This window comes from Ralstonia chuxiongensis (assembly GCF_024158925.1).
Classification (GTDB): Bacteria; Pseudomonadota; Gammaproteobacteria; order Burkholderiales; family Burkholderiaceae; genus Ralstonia; species Ralstonia chuxiongensis.
In genome coordinates this window covers 114,445-132,231 of record NZ_JAMYWC010000008.1, presented here as the reverse complement: position 1 = coordinate 132,231, position 17,787 = coordinate 114,445, and the positions used below count along the sequence as shown (strand labels likewise).

The following is a 17,787-nucleotide window of genomic DNA, read 5'->3' as shown; positions in this document are numbered from 1 at the left end:
CGACGGCACCTCCGCCCCGGCCTCGCAACCGTAAGGAGAAGCATCATGAAACGCACACTGCTCGCATTCGTTCTGGGTGGCGCCGCGCTGTGCGCCTCGACGGCGGCGCTGGCGCATGTGGACGTTGGCGTGTCGATCGGCGTGCCTGCACCGGTGTACGTGGCCCCGGCCCCTGTCTATGCACCGCCGCCCGTGGTGTATCGCCCGGCCCCGGTCTATGCCCCTGCCCCGGTCGTCTATGGCGGCTACTACCGCGACCGCGACGACTGGCGTGAGCGTGAATGGCGCCGTCACGAGTGGCGCGAACGCGAATGGCGTCATGATCGCGGCTGGCACCGCGGCTGGGACCGCTAATGCCTGACGCCTAGCGCGAACAGATAACTACATCGCCACGCGGGCCGCTCACACGAGCGGCCCGTTGCTTTTGTACGCTCGAATGCCTGCGCATTCTGCAATCCGACCTATGCTGACGTAGCGGCCACAGCAATCCCGCCGCCGGTCGCACAGCACACGGGAGGACGCCATGTCGATCTCCAGCACCCTCGACGGCTGCCTGCGCAGCAAGGGCTGCCTGTACGAGGTGATTCGTCATCCGCATACCCACACGAGCACTGAAACCGCGCAATCTGCGCATGTCCCGGGCGACCGTCTGGCCAAGACGCTGCTGCTCGAAGACAAGCTTGGCTATGTCGCGGCCGTGTTGCCATCGACGTATCACCTGCATCTGTCCGAGCTGCAAAAGGAATCGGGGCGCATGGACCTGACGCTGGCCGATGAATCGGAGTTGCGCGAAGTCTTCCGGGACTGCGATGCAGGGGCCGTTCCGCCCGTGGGCATGGCCTACGGCATGCCGACCTACATCGACAGCAGCTTGATGACGCACGGCGACGTCTACTTTGAAGCTGGCGACCACGAAAACGTCGTGCATATGGACATGGATCAGTTCATGGCCTTGATGCGCGACGCCAAGCCCGCTCACTTCGCGTATCGCATGCAGGGCATCCTCTTCTGAGGAGGCGGCCATGGCCGACGACGTTGTCATCACGGTCCGCAACAACGGGCCGTATCACATCAAGGGAAGCTTCCGGATCGTCACCCAGGGCGGACGCGAATTACCGGTGGAGGAAGGGCAGGCATGGCTGTGCCGCTGCGGGCACTCGCTGAACAAGCCGTTCTGTGACGGCTCGCACAAGCGCGTCGAGTTTGACAGCAACCTCGACGCGCCTGCGCCGGTTGAGGCGGACCGCTCGCCGTAAGCAGGAACGCGGGCCGAAAGACCCGCATATTTTCGCTTAGCGCGTGACAGGCTTGTAGCGGATACGCTTGGGCTTCGCGCCCTCTTCGCCCAGACGCTTCTTCTTGTCGGCTTCGTATTCCTGGTAGTTGCCCGGGAAGAATTCGACGTGCGAATCGCCTTCGAAGGCAATGATGTGCGTGGCGATGCGGTCGAGGAACCAGCGATCGTGCGAAATCACCATCACGCAGCCCGCGAATTCGAGTAGCGCGTCTTCCAGGGCACGCAGCGTTTCCACGTCGAGGTCGTTGGACGGTTCATCCAGCAGCAGCACGTTGCCGCCCGAGATAAGCGTCTTGGCCAGATGCAGGCGCCCACGCTCGCCGCCCGACAGCGTGCCGACGTGCTTCTGCTGATCGCCACCCTTGAAGTTGAAGCGGCCGATGTAGGCGCGCGATGGCGTCTCATACCGGCCCACCGTAAGGATGTCGGACCCGTTCGAAATCTCTTCGAAGACAGTCTTGTCTGCGGACAGCGCGTCGCGGCTCTGGTCAACGTAAGCCAGCTTGACCGTCGGGCCGATCTTGATGGTGCCCGAATCCGGTTGCTCCTTGCCCGTGATCATGCGGAACAGCGTCGACTTGCCGGCGCCGTTCGGGCCAATGATGCCGACGATCGCGCCCGGCGGAATCGTGAAGCTCAGGTTGTCGATCAGCAGGCGATCGCCATAGCTCTTGCTGACGTTGGTGAATTCGATCACTTCATTGCCCAGACGCTCGCCGGCCGGGATGAAAATTTCCTGCGTTTCGTTGCGCTTCTGGTATTCCTGGCTGTTCAACTCGTCAAAGCGGGCCAGACGCGCCTTCGACTTGGCCTGACGGCCCTTCGGGTTCTGGCGCACCCATTCCAGTTCTTTCTTCAGCGCCTTCTGGCGGGCCGATTCGCTCGACTCTTCCTGCTTCAGGCGCGTCTCTTTCTGATCGAGCCACGAGCTGTAATTGCCCTTCCAGGGGATGCCGTGGCCTCGGTCGAGTTCGAGAATCCACTCAGCGGCGTTATCGAGGAAGTAGCGATCGTGCGTCACGGCCACCACGGTGCCCGGGAAGCGCGTGAGGAACTGTTCAAGCCAGTCCACCGATTCGGCATCCAGGTGGTTGGTCGGCTCGTCGAGCAGCAGCATGTCGGGGCGCGAGAGAAGCAGCTTGCACAGCGCAACGCGACGCTTTTCGCCGCCCGAAAGGTGCTCGATCTTGGCGTCCCACGGCGGCAGGCGCAGTGCGTCGGCGGCAATTTCAAGCTGCAGTTCAACGTTGTCACCGGCACCAGCGGCGATGATGGCTTCCAGGCGCGCCTGCTCTTCGGCCAGCTTGTCGAAGTCGGCGCCTTCCTCGGCATACGCTGCGTAGATCGCTTCGAGCTGTTTTTGCGCATCCATCACTTCGCCCAGGCCGCTCTCGACCTCTTCACGCACGGTCTTGGCGGGATCGAGCTGCGGCTCCTGCGGCAGGTAACCGATGTTCAGGTTGGGCATCGGCGTGGCTTCGCCTTCGATGTCCTTGTCGAGGCCGGCCATGATCTTGAGCACGGTCGACTTGCCCGAGCCGTTCAGACCCAGCACACCGATCTTGGCGCCCGGGAAGAACGACAGCGAGATGTCCTTGAGGATCTGGCGCTTGGGCGGAACGATCTTGCCCACGCGGTTCATGGTGAAAACGTACTGTGACATGGCGGAATTGCGGGGGGAAACGCAGAAATGGGGAACCCGGCGAGTTTAACAAAGCCGGGGCATGGCAAACCCAAGGCTCAAGGCCGCACGAGCAAAAGAAAAGGCGCCCACCAGGGGCGCCCTTCCGATGCAACAGAGGCCAAGCCTCGTTACATCGTCATCATGTTGGCGTTCATGTTATGCATGACCCACAGCGAGCCGACAATGACGATCGCCAGGATCAGCAGCGTGAACAGGAAGGCCATCACGTTCCAGCGCTGGGCGGACGAGCCATCCAGGTGCAGGAAATAGATCAGGTGCACGACGATCTGCACGACCGCCAGGGCCATCACCGTCACCAGCACCGTCTGGTGCGAGTAGCCGCCGTCCATCACCATCTTGAACGGGATGGCCGTCAGGATCACAGCCAGCACAAAGCCGATCAGGTAGCCCTTGACGGTGGCATGGCCGGCGCCGCCAGCTGCATGGCCGTGGGCATCATCGTGGGCAATGCCCGTCGAAACGTTGGTCTGTTCCATTTACATCGCTCCCAGCAGATACACGACGGTAAACACGCCGATCCACACCACGTCCAAGAAGTGCCAGAACAGGCTCAGGCACGACAGGCGGGTCGATTGCGTCGGGGTCAGCCCTTTGCGGCTGATCTGCCACATCAGGACGATGATCCACAGCATGCCGCTCGCCACGTGCAGGCCGTGCGTACCGACCAGCAGGAAGAACGACGACAGGAACGCGCTGCGGCTCGGGCCCGCGCCCTCTGTAATCAGGTGGTGGAACTCGTTGATTTCCATGCCGACGAACGCGGCGCCCAGCAGCAGCGTGATGCCCAGCCACAGCATCACTTGATCCTTGCGGCCGTTCTGCAGGCTGATCATCACCATGCCGTAGGTGATGGACGACACCAGCAGGATGCCGGTTTCGATTGCCACATACGACAGATCGAAGAGTTCCTTGCCCGTCGGGCCGCCTGCCGTCGCACCGCGTAGGACGCAGAACGTGGCAAACAGCGACGCGAAGATGATCAAGTCGCTCATCAGGTACACCCAGAAGCCGAAGACCTTGGTGTCTGCGGCATCGTGGTGGTGCGCATGGTCATGCGCGTGGTCGTGGCCGTGCGCGTGACCGTGCGCGGCGTGACCGTCTAGAACATTGGAAGCCATGGTTTAAGCCTGCGAACCGATACGTTGGAAGTAGGCCGACTCGGTCTCGTGAACCTCGTGAGCGGGCACGTAGTAATCGATGTCGTCGTTGTTGCTGCGAAGGATGAAGCTGCCGATCATGCCGACCAGGCCCAGCACGGCCATCCACCAGATGTGCCAGATCAGCGCGAAGCCCATCACGATCGAGAACATGCCGATGAAGAAGCCGGCGCCGGTGTTCTTCGGCATGTGGATCTTTTCGTAGCTCGGTGCAACCTGCGTCAGCACTTCACCGCGCGCCTTCATGTCTGCAAAGGCGTCGATGTCACGGATGACCGGCACGCGTGCGAAGTTGTAGTGCGCCGGCGGCGACGACGTCGCCCACTCCAGCGTACGGCCGCCCCAGGGGTCGCCCGTCAGATCAGCCAGCGCATGACGGTTGCGGATGCTCACGAAGATCTGGATGAGCTGCGAAGCAATACCGCAGGCGATGATCGCGGCGCCGATCACGGCAACGATCAGCCACGGTTGCCATGCCGGGTTGTCGGTATGGTTCAGACGACGCGTCATGCCCATGAAGCCAAGCACGTACAGCGGCATGAACGCGGTGTAGAAACCCACGAACCAGCACCAGAAAGCGCGCTTGCCCCACTTCTCGTCCAGCTTGAAGCCGAAGGCCTTCGGGAACCAGTACGTGATACCCGCCAGGTAACCGAACACCACGCCACCGATGATGGTGTTGTGGAAGTGAGCGATCAGGAACAGGCTGTTGTGCAGCAGGAAGTCGGCGCCCGGCACAGCCAGCAGCACGCCGGTCATGCCGCCGATCACGAAGGTGATCATGAAGCCGATCGTCCACAGCATCATCGAGTTCAGCTCGACGCGGCCGCGGTACATCGTGAACAGCCAGTTGAAGATCTTCACGCCCGTCGGGATCGAGATGATCATCGTCGCGATACCGAAGAACGCGTTGACGTTCGCACCCGAGCCCATGGTGAAGAAGTGGTGCAGCCACACCAGGAACGACAGCACGGTGATGCCGGCGGTCGCCCACACCATCGACGTGTAGCCGAAGAGCTTCTTGCGCGAGAACGTCGAGACGATTTCCGAGAACATGCCGAAGGCCGGCAGGATCAGGATGTACACCTCGGGGTGGCCCCAGATCCAGATCAGGTTCACGTACAGCATGGCGTTACCGCCGCCGCCGTTCGTGAAGAAGTGCATGTCCAGGTAGCGGTCGGCACCCAGCAGTGCCAGCGCCACGGTCAGCACCGGGAAGGCGGCCACGATCAGGATGTTGGCGCACAGGGCGGTCCAGGTGAAGATCGGCATGCGCATCAACGTCATGCCCGGCGCGCGCATCTTGAAGATGGTCGCGACGAAGTTCACGCCGGTCAGTAATGTCCCCAGGCCCGATATCTGCAACGCCCAGATGTAGTAATCGACCCCCACGCCCGGGCTGTACGCCAGCTCCGACAGCGGCGGGTATGCCAGCCAGCCGGTGCGAGCGAATTCACCCACGCCCAGCGACACGTTGATCAGCACGACACCTGCGGCGGCCAGCCAGAACGACAGCGTGTTCAGGAACGGGAACGCCACGTCGCGCGCGCCAATCTGCAGCGGCACGATCAGGTTGATCAGGCCCGTCATCAGCGGCATGGCCATGAAGAAAATCATGATCACGCCGTGCGCGGTGAAGATCTGGTCGTAGTGCTCAGGCGGCAGATAGCCGGCACCACCGCCCGAGGCGACCGCCAGTTGCGAGCGCATCATGATGGCGTCGGCAAAGCCGCGCAGCAGCATCACGATGGCCAGAATGCAGTACATCACGCCGATCTTTTTGTGATCGACCGAGGTGATCCACTCATTCCAGAGGTAGGTCCACTTCTTGAGATAGGTGATCAGGCCGAACACACCTGCGCCACCCAACAGAATGGCCGACACCGTCACGACCACGATGGGCTCGTGCAGCGGAATGGCCTCCAGACTCAACTTGCCAAACATCGTCAACTCCTAGGAATTCTTGGCCGCGCTCTTGGGCGCTGGCAGGGCGGACTGCACCGGCAGCGGACGCGTTGCCGCCTCAGCCGTGGCCGTCGTGCAGTTGGCGCCTTCGAGCGCCTCGTCGAGCGTCAGGACCTTCTCGCCCTCGCCCATCTTGTCCATGTATTTGTGCAGGATGCTGTGATACAGGGTCGGGTCGACCGATGCATACACCGCTGGCGGCACCTTCTCGCTCGGCTTGGACAGCTCGGCGTAGCCTTCCTTGGTCAGGTTCTGCGACGACTCACGAACCTGCTTGACCCAGGCATCGAACTCTTCGCTCGTCATGGCCGTGGCCTTGAACTTCATGCCCGTGAAACCCGAGCCGCTGTAGTTCGACGACATGCCGTCAAACACACCGGTCTCATTGGCGATCAGGTGCAGCTTGGTCTGCATGCCCGCCATGGCGTACACCTGGCTGCCGAGCTGCGGGATGAAGAACGCGTTCATCACCGTGTCGGACGTGATCTTGAAGCTGATCGGGGTGTTGGCCGGGAACGCCAGTTGATTGACCGTTGCGATCTTGAGTTCCGGGTAGATGAACAGCCACTTCCAGTCGAGCGAAACGGCCTCGACGGTGATGGGCTTCACATCCGATTCGATCGGCTTGTACGGATCGAGCGCGTGCGTGGACTTGTAGGTGATCACGCCCAGCACGATGATGATCAGGCAGGGGATCAGCCACACCACGACCTCGATGGCGTTGGAGTGCGACCAGTCCGGCTCGTAGCGGGCCTTGGTGTTGGACGCGCGGTACTTCCACGCAAACACCAGCGTCAGCACGATCACGGGGATGACCACTAGCAGCATCAGGCCGGTCGCCACCAGGATCAGCGTCTTTTCTTCAGCCGCAATCATCCCCTTCGGGTCCAGGACCGTCAGGTTGCAACCCGCCAGCAAGAGCGGGAGGCTTGCGGCGAGGAGCCGCTTCATATGTGGAACGAGTGTGTTCTTCATGTCTTGCACAATTGCGCCGGCGATGCTTCCGGACATCACGGGAGCCCAGCAGCCCAGACAGCGGCCACAGGCGGAAAAACGCGGGAAATGAGAAAAGACCGAACTACCGTCACCCCGAATAGGCCTGGGTGCAGCAGCGGATCTTCGATCACATCAGGCGCCGGTCAGGGAGAAGCTGAACCCAACGCCCTCAGTTGGCGAGGCGGGCTTCGCTCATGCCGGGCATGGGCGAAGTCGAGCGCCGCCGCGTCGCACAAAGCGGCGGACGACAGATCGGGGGCGTAAAAGGTCGGAGCAGGCACTACGTCATGCGCCCGTTGGGGGAGCGCGGTTGGGAGTGGAATGCGGGCGCGATCTTACCGCCAGATGGCGCTCCGGATTGCGCTATGTGCTCAGGCAAATAGAAAACGGCGTCGATTGACAAGTGATGCCCTCGCCGTACGGCTAGGGTTTACGTGGCTTTGCGGGTAAGCAAATCGAAAGTGCCTGTTGTTGCACTGCGACAATCAGCCACAGTGGCGCGCACCCGACGTTATCCCCAGATGTGCGCCCAAATAGGCTGCGAATAATAAGAACAATTCTCATCTTGGCTCCCTCGTCCTTCACAGGACGGCGTCACTGGCTAAGGAGCCCAACAATCCGCACCAGCACCAGCCCTGCCGCCACAACGAGGTAACCGCGCAGCACAAACATCCATGTGCGTTTGAGTGGCGTCCAGCGCGCAGGCGTGAGCTGCTCAAGCGATGGCATGGTCCAGTGATCACGATCCAGCACACTCACGCGCCGCGGATGGTGCGGCCGATGGGTACGTCGCCCGATACGCCACAGCACGAGCGACATCACCGCCGCGATCAGCGTGCCGCCGATCAGGATGGCGCCAATCTCGAATTCGCCAATGCCCGGGAACAGCACGGCGGCAGTGAGGATGACCGACAACATCACCAGCACAGCCACCACACCGCCGGTGAATATGTTCATCGCGCGACCGTTCGTCCACGGGCCCAACACAGCCTTGTCGTTGCACAGCAGCAGCAGGAACACCGTGGCGCTTGGCAACAGCACCCCTGCCAGCGATTGCACGGCATTGGTCAGCAGACCGAGCGGCACGCCCGGCGTCAGCACCAGCCCTGCGGCCAGCAACGTCAGCCCGAAGTACACGGCATAGAAACCCTTGGCCTCCGTCGGCTTGCGATGCAGGGAGTGCCGGACGGCAAACACATCGCCAATCGCATAAGCGGTCGACAACGACACCGCGCACGCGCCGATGATGCTGGCATCCAGCAGCGCAATCGCAAACAGCACGCCGGCCCAGCGGCCCGAGTGGCGCTCCAGGCCGTGCGCCGTGCCGAGCGCATCGGTGTAGTTGCCGAACTCCGGCGTGCCGTGAAAGGCTTGAGCGCTGAAGGCGATCATTGCCACCGCGCCAGCAATCACGAGGACAATGCCGAGCCACAAATCGGCGCGTTCATAGCGAATGAAACGCGCGGCGATGCGCTTGTCGATCACGTAGCTCTGCTGGAAGAACAACTGCCACGGCGCCACGGTCGTGCCCACGATGGCGATGATCAGCAACATCACCTCGGCCAGCGGTGCCCCCGCCGGCAGCGCCGGCACGAAGAAATCGCGCGCCACCTGCGCCATCGGCGGATGCACCATCACGAACACCGGGATGAGCGTGAGGCTGCCCGCCACCAGCACCAGCGCAAAGCGCTCGAAGCGGCGGAAATCTCCGGTGGACGCGGCCAGCATCACCAACGCCGCCGCCGCGCACACGCCCCAATGCCGCGGGATGCCGAGGTACTCAAGTGCCAGGCTGATGCCAATGAACTCCGTCACGAGCGTCAGCGCGTTCACGAGGAACAGATCGATGACGGAGAAGCTGCCCCAGAACTTGCCGAAGCGCGCAAAGATCAACCGAGCATGGCCAACGCGCGTGACGGCGCCCAAGCGCAGCACCATCTCCTGGTTCACGTACAGCACCGGAATGAGCAGCAATAGCGTCCACAGCAGCGTGGTGCCGTAGTTCTGCCCAGCCTCTGTGTACGTGCCGAAGGCGCCGGCGTCGTTGTCGCCAACCATCACGATCAGGCCAGGCCCGAGGATGGCGAGCAGCGTTCGCAAGCGCGCCCGCCAGCTATTGCGTGCGCCCGTATCGTGATGCGCGATGGTGCCAAGCGCACCGCGAATTTCGCCCACATGGGCATCGTCGAGCGCGGCATGACGTGGTGGTGCGTCGATGCCCGAAGCGAATTGGGTCATGTCGACCTCCGTTTGTGTTGTGTTGTCGGATTACCCGCCGTTGAACTACCAATAGGTGCGCGAGAGCCGGATGGCCGCGGCCGCGTAGCCGTGGTTGGAAAGCGTTTGGCCGCCGTCACCGGCGCGCCGGTTGGACGTGGTCGACGCGGCGTCGGCACGCTCGGGCGCACCGGCCCGGGCCTGCACAAACGGCGAACTGAACGGCAGTGCGATCGCCGAGAAACGACGAGCGGGAATATTGAATTTGCGCATGACACACTCCTCGCCGCGTGCACAGACGCCCGGCACGCAGCAATGGCCGCGCGCGTTGAACACACGCGGCGGCATAGTCGAAACGATCAAGGAGCGATGCAGACACCGCTGCCTTGCCAGGGCGGCAAGTCAGCAGCAAGGAACAACCGTGCGGCAGACTCGCCTAGTGAGAAAAAGACGTTCGGTAAGGTCGACTCGGACTGTCCATATGGGTCCTCCTACGGTTAGAACTCGGCGTGGACGCGCACGCCCACGAACTTGGCCGGACCGCGATCGCGGTTGTAGCCTGGGTTCTGAATGAGCTGGAAATCCGGGCTGATCGCCAGCGCCTTGGTTACCTGCAGGCTGTAGAAAAGCTCGACCACGCGCTCGTGGCCATAGTTCAAGCCGCCATCGCCAAGGAACGCGCCGCTGCCGCCCGCGGCCAGATAGGCGCGGTGATCGGGCCCCAGCATATTCACCGCGACGGCCACGCCCAGCACATCGTTCGGACGGCGCCAAGCAGCACCCTTGAGCAATCCACCAAACGACACGCTCCGGCCAACTTCGGTAAAGGCGTATGTCTCGGTCTTGTCGTCCGACCAGTTCAGACGTGCGAACAGGCCGAGGTTGTCGCCGGCCTTCTGTTCGAAAGAGACGCCAACGCCCAACTTGGCGTGCTCCTTGCGCATCTGCCCGACATCGGGCGCTGCACCAATGGCCGCGCCCAGCGCCATCGCATCGTCAAACCGGCCCATGCGCGCCTCGTTGCGCCAACCGAGCAACCGCGCCGTGCCTTCCTGGCCGAACAGCGTGTAGCGCTTCTCCAGCTCGAGGACGTCGCCGTAGTGCTTGAGGAACCGCGTGTCGAGCGGCAAACCGTTCGATTGTTCCGGCTGCAGGAAGCGGCCAGCGCGCACGGCCCAACCGTTCTCACTGTCGACGTACTCAAGCGCCACGCCCCAGTTGTAGCCACGCGCATCGGCGGGATAGTCGAACGACGGATGCGCCATGAACGACCAGTTCAAGAACTGCGTGCGCGGGTCCTGCGCATACGACACCGCATCAAACACATCGGGCACGGCGAAGTTGCCGGCAGTCAGCACCACACGGCGCTTGTCGACGACGTTGGCGAACTGGTTGAAATCGGCGTCGACCTTTTCCGTGTCGCCTCCCAGGCCCCACGTCTGGCGCAGGAAAGCGCGGGCGCGGTACAGCGTTGGATTCGTCCCGGCCGTCTTGGCCAGCTCGCCGTTGGGCAAGCCACCGAGGCCATGCAGCTCCGAGAACGCCACGCCCTGCGCGACCTCGGGGTTGAAGTGGAACTCGGCGCCCGTCCACAAACGCATGCCCAAGTCGAGCGTGGCCGTGAAGGAATAGCTCTTGGCGCGGGCGGCGCCGAGGCTGTTGCCGCCGCTGACCGCAGCGTCGAATGCAGGTTTGCGTTGCCACACGTAGGTGGTTTGGCCATGGAAACCGAAACGGTCGTCCAGTTCGCCGCTGGCGATGCGCGAAACGTCACCCGCTGAAGCGGGTACATCCGCCGCATCCGCCATCGACATCACCGACACAATGGCCGCCACGCCCATCAGCAGGCGAACCCAAACCAGCGGGCGCACCGCCACCCAAACGTACTGCAGCATTGAGAGAAACAGCATGAGACCTCCCCCGCCCGTTTCTCTGACGGGCGTAGGCGAACGTCGGCCGCGCCGCGTCACGGCGCGCGCAAACGCACGCAGCCACGCGGCTGTGCCGGATACAACAATCGAATTCAGGAAAGGACTTGCGCAGAGAACCTACGCAAGCGCCACCACCCGCCGTGCAATACGGCTAGGCAGTGGTGAGGCGCGAAGACGGTGCGCCGAGACTGTCTAGCCGTTCAATGTGCGATCGAGGATCGACTAGAACAACTGTCCATGGAGATGCACTCCGTAGCTATGACGGGGCGCAGAGTAACAAAGTCTCGTTGACGGCGGCAAGCGTTTTCTTGGAGCTGTTACGAAGCCCATTGCGCGACGGCAACAACCCGATAAGAGGCGTCTCGCAAGTCGGCATCGATACACTGCAATCACGATCGAGCGCATCACGTGAGGGCGCTCGCCACAGCGATATCAGACGGAGGTTGTATGACGCGCTTAGCAACGCTGCTCACTACGATTGCTGCAATAGCGGGCATGGCCGGCTGCTCGACGGCAGTCTCAGAACAGACCAGGAACGGGGCCGAATCCAAGATGGCCGAACACACACCAGCCACGGCCACTTGCCAGGCGGCCGCAGGTCCTGACAACGCCCTGATCGGCAAATCCGAACAGGACGCTGCCGCCCTGCTCAACGGCTGCATCTGGCGCATCAGCGAGCGCGGTGGCAGAGCCCTGCCCGGCACCATGGATTACCGTGAAGAACGCCGCAATCTGGGCATTCAGGGCGGCAAGGTGATCTGGGTGCGGCGCGGTTGAGGCTCGCAAAGCTGAACGGGCCGCCGGACAAAAGAAAACGGCCTCCGCAAGGGAGACCGTTTTCGTGATGCTGGTGCCGGCTGCAGGACTCGAACCCGCCACCTGATGATTACAAATCAACTGCTCTACCAGATGAGCTAAGCCGGCAAAGAAACGCGATTCTAACCTAACACGCGTTACTTGACGACCTTTAGTGCGGGCTTGCCACCGATGCGCGGCACATTCGGCGGTGTCGGTTCGTCTTCCGGGCCGGGTTCCGCTTCGACAGGGACCGGCGCAGGCACCGACTCAGAGTCCACCGCGGCCAGCTTGGGCGGCGGATTGTTCTCGCGTTCGGTCGCGGCCTGTGTCGTCGGCGTGCTGCGCTCTACCGGGAATGCCATACCCTGCCCGTTCTCGCGCGCATACACGGCAAGTACGTTTTCAATCGGCACTTCGATCTTGCGCGACACGCCCGAGAACCGCGCGTGGAACGTGATCCACTCGTTGCCCATGTCGAGCTGGCTGGTCGCGTCAAAGCTCACGTTCAGCACGATTTCGTCGTTCTTGACGAACTCGCGCGGCACGTTGGTGCTCTTGTCGACGAAGACAGCGATGTACGGCGTGAAGCCGTTATCCGTGCACCATTCATAGATGGCACGGATCAGATAGGGCTTGGTGGATGTTTCCGACATGATGAAATCAGTGACCGTTGGGCGCGGCCGCGCACACGTGCAACCCGGGCGAGACCGGCGACCCAGCGGCAATCAGCGGCGCATGACCTTTTCCGACGGCGTCAGCGCTTCAATATACGCCGGACGGCTGAAGATACGCTCAGCGTATTTCATCAGCGGGGCCGCATTCTTGGAGACCTCAATACCGTAGTGGTCCAGGCGCCACAGCAGCGGCGCAATCGCCACGTCCAGCATCGAGAACTCTTCGCCCAGCATGTACTTGTTCTTCAGGAAGATCGGAGCCAGCTGCGTAAGGCGGTCGCGGATGGCCGCACGTGCCTTCTCGTGATTCTTCTCGGCGGCCTTGCCCTTTTCGTTCTCGAGCACGGAGACGTGCGTGAACAGTTCCTTCTCGAAGTTGAACAGGAACAGGCGGGCGCGGGCGCGCTGCACCGGATCGGCCGGCATCAGCTGCGGGTGCGGGAAGCGCTCATCGATGTACTCGTTGATGATGTTCGACTCGTACAGAATCAGGTCGCGCTCAACCAGGATGGGCACCTGGCCGTACGGGTTCATCACCGCGATATCTTCCGGCTTGTTGAAGAGATCGACGTCGCGAATCTCGAAATCCATGCCCTTTTCGAACAGGACGAGGCGGCAACGCTGCGAGAACGGGCAAGTGGTGCCCGAGTACAAGACCATCATGGTTGTAGTTCCTTGGCGCATGGGCCGGGGGCGGCCCTATGACGGTACAGCCGTGACGACAAATGACATCGCCACGGCACAAAAGCGAAAAGGCAAAGGGCTAGAGCCAGTTCTCCACCGGCCTAGCCCTTGCCCGGAAAACACGGATTTTACTTGATGTCCTTCCAATAGGCCGCATTCAGGCGCCAGGCCAGCACGAAGAACACGCCAATGAACAACAATACCCAGACGCCGAGGCGCTTGCGCAGGTTGCCCGCAGGCTCAGCCATCCAGTCCAAATAACTGACCAGATCGGCGACTGCCTGGTCATATTCGACCTTATTCATCTTGCCCGGGACCGTCACTTCAAGGCCAACGAGCTTCTTCTCGGCTTCGCCATGCTCGGACTTCACTTCGGCGTACTTCGGCACTTGCTGGCCTTGCAGCTCCCACAGCACATGCGGCATGCCGACCTTGTCGAAGACCAGGTTGTTCCAGCCGGTCGGACGCGTGTCGTCACGGTAGAACGTGCGAAGGTAGGTGTAGAGCCAGTCGCTGCCGCGCGCCCGGGCAATCACCGACAGGTCCGGCGGTACGGCACCAAACCACTTCTTCGCGTCCTCGCGGTCCATGGCGATGTGCATCGTGTCGCCGACCTTGTCTGACGAGAACAGCAGGTTTTGCTTGATCTGCTCCTCGCTCAAACCGATGTCGCGCAGGCGGTTGTAGCGCATGGCGCTGGCGCCGTGGCAGTTCAGGCAATAGTTGACGAACAGCTTGGCACCGCGCTGCAGCGCAGACGTGTCGCTGGACTGGTTGGGCGCCGGATCGAGCGGCACGCCGCCCTCATTGGCCATCACAGGCGCGGCAAACACGAGACCGGCCAAGGCGAAAATCGCAAGCAGCTTTTTCATTCTTGTGTCCTTCATGGGTCCTTGTGCTCGGCTCGAATCAGTGCGGCGTGAATGTGACGCGCTCAGGCACTGGCTTGAACGTCCCGATCTGGCTCCAGATCGGCATCGCGAGGAAGAACGCGAAGTACAGAATGGTGCCGATCTGCGAGATGATCGAACCGATCGGGCTCGGCGGCTGAATGCCCAGATAGCCCAGCACCGCAAAGGCGATCACGAAGAGGATCAGCAGCGTCTTGTGGAAGCCCGGGCGATAGCGGATCGACTTGACCGGCGACTGATCCAGCCACGGCAGGAAGAAGAAGATCACCACCGAACCGCCCATCACCACCACACCCCAGAACTTCGCGTCGATGAAAGCGAAGCCCAGCGCCAAGACCACGGCCACAGCTACCGCCACGCCCTTGACCTTCATGCTCTTGGAACGCACGAACAGCAGACCCAGCATGATCGCGATGAAGCCCCACAGCCACGGCAGGAAGTCCGACGTAGTCGCGCGCAGCATCGAGTAGAACGGCGTGAAGTACCAGACCGGCGCAATATGCAGCGGCGTCTTCAGCGAGTCTGCCGGGATGAAGTTATTGGCTTCCAGGAAGTAGCCGCCCATTTCCGGCGCGAAGAACACGATCGCGCTGAAGATGAACAGGAAGACCGCGACGCCGACGACGTCGTGCACCGAGTAATACGGGTGGAACGGAATGCCGTCGAGCGGAATGCCGCGCTCATCCTTCTTGGCCTTGATCTCGACGCCGTCCGGGTTGTTGGAGCCCACTTCGTGCAGCGCGATAATGTGCGCTACCACCAGGCCCAGCAACACCAGGGGCACAGCGATGACGTGGAACGAGAAGAAGCGGTTCAGCGTCGCGTCGGACACCACGTAGTCGCCGCGAATCCAAAGTGACAGGTCCGGGCCGATCAGCGGGATAGCGGAGAACAGGTTCACGATCACCTGCGCGCCCCAGTACGACATCTGGCCCCATGGCAGCAGATAGCCCATGAAGGCTTCGGCCATCAGGCATAGGAAGATCAGGCAGCCGAAGATCCAAACCAGCTCGCGCGGCTTACGGTACGAGCCGTACAGCATGCCGCGGAACATGTGCATATACACGACGATGAAGAACGCCGAAGCGCCGGTCGAGTGCATGTAGCGCACCAGCCAGCCCCACGGCACCTCGCGCATGATGAACTCCACGCTCGCATAGGCGACGGGGATGCCGGCGGCGTTGAGTGTGCCGTCTGGCTTGTAGTTCATCACCAGGAAGATGCCCGTGACGATCTGGATCACCAGCACCAGCAGCGCCAGCGATCCGAAGAAATACCAGAAGTTGAAATTCTTCGGCGCGTAGTACTCCGACAGATGCGCCTTCCACAGCTCCGATGCCGGGAAGCGTGCATCGATCCAGCCCAGCAGCCCGGTTGTCTCCACCTTCTTCTCGGCCATGATCAAGCCTCTCCTTTCTCGTCTTTACCGATCACCAGCTTCGTGTCGGACAGGAACATGTACGGCGGAACGTCGAGGTTCTGCGGCGCGGGCTTGTTCTTGAACACGCGGCCAGCCAGATCGAACGTGGAGCCGTGACACGGGCAGACGAAGCCGGGGTCTCCGGCAAGCTGCACATTGGCGCCCGCGGGAAACGGACCAGACGGGGAGCAGCCAAGATGGGAGCAGATGCCGACCACGACCAGCAGGTCTTTATGCTCGGCACGGGAGCGGGTTTCGTTCTTGCAATAGTCCGGCGTCTTCATGGTGAAGGGCACGTCGGACTTGGGGTCAGCGACTTCGTTATCGGTCTTCTTGAGCGATTCCAGCATGTCGGGCGTGCGCTTGAGCAGCCAGACCGGCTTGCCGCGCCATTCCACCACCTTCATCTGGCCGGGGGCCAGGTCACTCACGTCGGCCTCTATGGGCGCGCCCGCTGCACGGGCTTTTTCAGATGGTGCGAATGTGCAAACGAAAGGGGCCGCAACTGCAACCCCTCCCACACCACCAGCCACGGATGTCGCAATCAATAGATTACGGCGACCCTTGTCCACGTTTTGCTGGTCACTCATTCAAGACCCCAGGATGAGAAATCAAGATAGATTCGCGTCAACCAAAAATTATACCCGACCGTACCTAGCCAACGGTAGCGGTCGCGAGGGGCGGTCGTTGCAGATATAGTGGACGCACCGATTGCCCGCCAGCCCAGTACAGGCAAGGCTTCGGCATGTCTCTTGCAACCTCGCTTTCAACAATTCAGGTCAACCGTTCGCTAGCTTGACCGTTTGTCTCGAATCAAACAATCCGGAGAAAACCGATGGCACTGATGCAAGACTTCAAGAAATTCGCGATGCGCGGCAACGTGATCGACCTGGCAGTGGGCGTGATCATCGGTGCGGCATTCGGCAAAATCGTCGATTCGCTTGTCAATGATCTGATCATGCCGCTAATCAGCCGCATCGTGGGCAAGCTGGATTTCTCGAACCTGTTCATCCAACTCGCAGAGGCACCTGCGGGTGTGCCGCACACCCTTGCCGATCTGAAGAAGGCCGGCGTGCCAGTCTTCGCCTACGGCAACTTCATCACCGTGGCGGTCAATTTTCTGATTCTGGCGTTTATCGTGTTTCTGATGGTGCGCGCCATCACGCGCGTGATCGACGCCAACCCGCCGGCAGCGCCGGCCGAAACACCAGAGAACATCCTGCTGCTTCGCGAGATTCGCGACAGCCTGAAGAACAAGCCGTAATCAGACGCGAATCACACCGGATTCGGGATATCGATAAAGGTGTGACGCACGCTGAAGCGCTCGGCCAAGTGATTGCCGAGCGCCCGAACGCCGCCGCGCTCAGTGGCGTGGTGGCCCGCACCAATGTAGGCGACCCCCGATTCGCGCGCCAGATGCGTTGTCTGCTCAGACGCTTCACCGCTCAGATACACGTCCACACCGGCGGCCACGGCGGCATCAAACCAGCCTTGGGCACCGCCCGTGCACCAACCGACTGTGCGCACCGGACGATCCTCCTCGCCAATCACGAGGGGCATCCGATTCAGCTTGGCCGATACCGTCTGCGCGAAAGCGCCCAGCGTGGTCCCTTCGGCAAGCGTACCAATCCAGCCGAGTTCATCGTCGCCGAACCGGCCCTGGGGCGAGATGCCCAGCAACGCACCCAGCTGTGCGTTGTTGCCCAGCTCAGGGTGCGCATCGAGGGGGAGGTGATACGCGAACAGATTGAGATCGTGCGCCAGAAGTTGCTTCAAGCGCGCATGCTTCTGGCCCACGACACGGCCGTCCTCCCCCTTCCAGAAGTAACCGTGATGCACGAGGATGGCGTCGGCACGCGCTTCGATGGCGGCTTCGATCAACGCTAGGCTGGCCGTCACGCCCGTCACGATATGCGTAATGGTGTCACGCCCTTGTACCTGTAGACCATTGGGGCAATAGTCCCGAAAACGGGCCGCCTGCAACAGGTCGTTCAAGTACAATTCAAGTTCTTTTCGATCCATTTGGACTCAA

At 61.8% G+C, this 17,787-nt stretch carries 19 protein-coding genes and 1 tRNA gene; 5 read left to right on the top strand and 15 right to left on the bottom strand.

Going from position 1 to position 17,787, the window contains the following annotated elements; genetic code table 11:
* Positions 1–45: 45 nt before the first annotated feature.
* The 3 genes from NKG59_RS23460 to NKG59_RS23450 all read left to right on the top strand — a co-directional run bounded on the left by NKG59_RS23460 (position 46) and on the right by NKG59_RS23450 (position 1,256).
* Positions 46–354: a hypothetical protein gene (locus tag NKG59_RS23460; RefSeq protein WP_253541951.1), complete on the top strand. Its 309-nt coding sequence runs from the start codon at positions 46–48 to the stop codon at positions 352–354.
* Positions 355–523: 169 nt separating this feature from the next.
* Complete coding sequence (locus tag NKG59_RS23455) at positions 524–1,012, top strand: aminoacyl-tRNA deacylase (protein ID WP_253541934.1); 489 nt, start codon at positions 524–526, stop codon at positions 1,010–1,012.
* Between the two features lie 10 nt (positions 1,013–1,022).
* Complete coding sequence (locus NKG59_RS23450) at positions 1,023–1,256, top strand: CDGSH iron-sulfur domain-containing protein (RefSeq protein WP_024977804.1); 234 nt, start codon at positions 1,023–1,025, stop codon at positions 1,254–1,256.
* A gap of 36 nt (positions 1,257–1,292) precedes the next feature.
* Here the strand turns inward: NKG59_RS23450 and ettA are convergent, their stop codons facing one another.
* The 8 genes from ettA to NKG59_RS23410 all read right to left on the bottom strand — a co-directional run bounded on the left by ettA (position 1,293) and on the right by NKG59_RS23410 (position 11,247).
* Positions 1,293–2,960, bottom strand: a complete 1,668-nt coding sequence (ettA, locus tag NKG59_RS23445) for an energy-dependent translational throttle protein EttA (protein WP_024977805.1) — start codon at positions 2,958–2,960, stop codon at positions 1,293–1,295.
* Between the two features lie 149 nt (positions 2,961–3,109).
* Positions 3,110–3,478, bottom strand: a complete 369-nt coding sequence (locus NKG59_RS23440; protein ID WP_024977806.1) for a cytochrome o ubiquinol oxidase subunit IV — start codon at positions 3,476–3,478, stop codon at positions 3,110–3,112.
* On the bottom strand, positions 3,479–4,120 hold the full coding sequence (gene cyoC / locus NKG59_RS23435; protein WP_253541931.1) for a cytochrome o ubiquinol oxidase subunit III: 642 nt from the start codon (positions 4,118–4,120) through the stop codon (positions 3,479–3,481).
* A gap of 3 nt (positions 4,121–4,123) precedes the next feature.
* A complete protein-coding gene (gene cyoB, locus NKG59_RS23430) occupies positions 4,124–6,103 on the bottom strand; it encodes a cytochrome o ubiquinol oxidase subunit I (RefSeq protein WP_045203070.1) in 1,980 nt (659 codons plus the stop codon).
* Positions 6,104–6,112: 9 nt separating this feature from the next.
* A complete protein-coding gene (gene cyoA, locus NKG59_RS23425; protein WP_253541928.1) occupies positions 6,113–7,099 on the bottom strand; it encodes a ubiquinol oxidase subunit II in 987 nt (328 codons plus the stop codon).
* 615 nt (positions 7,100–7,714) lie between these two features.
* Entirely contained in the window at positions 7,715–9,358 is a 1,644-nt protein-coding gene (locus NKG59_RS23420) for an NRAMP family divalent metal transporter (RefSeq protein WP_253541926.1), read from the bottom strand.
* Between the two features lie 45 nt (positions 9,359–9,403).
* Positions 9,404–9,610: a hypothetical protein gene (locus NKG59_RS23415; protein ID WP_253541923.1), complete on the bottom strand. Its 207-nt coding sequence runs from the start codon at positions 9,608–9,610 to the stop codon at positions 9,404–9,406.
* Between the two features lie 224 nt (positions 9,611–9,834).
* Positions 9,835–11,247, bottom strand: a complete 1,413-nt coding sequence (locus tag NKG59_RS23410; protein ID WP_253541920.1) for a carbohydrate porin — start codon at positions 11,245–11,247, stop codon at positions 9,835–9,837.
* A 468-nt stretch (positions 11,248–11,715) separates the two neighbouring features.
* Between NKG59_RS23410 and NKG59_RS23405 the strand changes: the two genes are divergently transcribed.
* Positions 11,716–12,045, top strand: coding sequence for a hypothetical protein (locus tag NKG59_RS23405; RefSeq protein ID WP_253541917.1), 330 nt, complete (start codon positions 11,716–11,718; stop codon positions 12,043–12,045).
* Between the two features lie 71 nt (positions 12,046–12,116).
* Here the strand turns inward: NKG59_RS23405 and NKG59_RS23400 are convergent.
* The 6 genes from NKG59_RS23400 to petA form a co-directional block, all read right to left on the bottom strand.
* Positions 12,117–12,192 (bottom strand) — tRNA-Thr (locus NKG59_RS23400).
* Positions 12,193–12,221: 29 nt separating this feature from the next.
* Entirely contained in the window at positions 12,222–12,719 is a 498-nt protein-coding gene (locus NKG59_RS23395; protein WP_253541915.1) for a ClpXP protease specificity-enhancing factor, read from the bottom strand.
* A 72-nt stretch (positions 12,720–12,791) separates the two neighbouring features.
* Positions 12,792–13,403 carry a glutathione S-transferase N-terminal domain-containing protein gene (locus tag NKG59_RS23390; protein ID WP_004634649.1) on the bottom strand — a complete coding sequence of 204 codons (612 nt, stop codon included), beginning with the start codon at positions 13,401–13,403 and terminating at the stop codon, positions 12,792–12,794.
* Between the two features lie 149 nt (positions 13,404–13,552).
* Complete coding sequence (locus NKG59_RS23385) at positions 13,553–14,296, bottom strand: cytochrome c1 (protein WP_024977815.1); 744 nt, start codon at positions 14,294–14,296, stop codon at positions 13,553–13,555.
* Between the two features lie 37 nt (positions 14,297–14,333).
* Complete coding sequence (locus tag NKG59_RS23380) at positions 14,334–15,737, bottom strand: cytochrome b (RefSeq protein WP_045203112.1); 1,404 nt, start codon at positions 15,735–15,737, stop codon at positions 14,334–14,336.
* Positions 15,737–16,345 (bottom strand): ubiquinol-cytochrome c reductase iron-sulfur subunit, encoded by a 609-nt coding sequence (petA, locus tag NKG59_RS23375; RefSeq protein ID WP_045203063.1) that lies wholly within the window; start codon positions 16,343–16,345, stop codon positions 15,737–15,739. The genes NKG59_RS23380 and petA overlap by 1 nt, the downstream gene beginning before the upstream one ends.
* Positions 16,346–16,590: 245 nt before the next feature.
* On the opposite strand from petA, the gene mscL reads away from it, so the two are divergent.
* A complete protein-coding gene (mscL, locus tag NKG59_RS23370) occupies positions 16,591–17,019 on the top strand; it encodes a large conductance mechanosensitive channel protein MscL (RefSeq protein ID WP_252694989.1) in 429 nt (142 codons plus the stop codon).
* Positions 17,020–17,030: 11 nt separating this feature from the next.
* Here mscL and NKG59_RS23365 read toward each other — a convergent pair whose 3' ends face one another.
* Positions 17,031–17,777, bottom strand: coding sequence for a Nif3-like dinuclear metal center hexameric protein (locus NKG59_RS23365; RefSeq protein WP_253541913.1), 747 nt, complete (start codon positions 17,775–17,777; stop codon positions 17,031–17,033).
* Positions 17,778–17,787 lie beyond the last annotated feature (10 nt).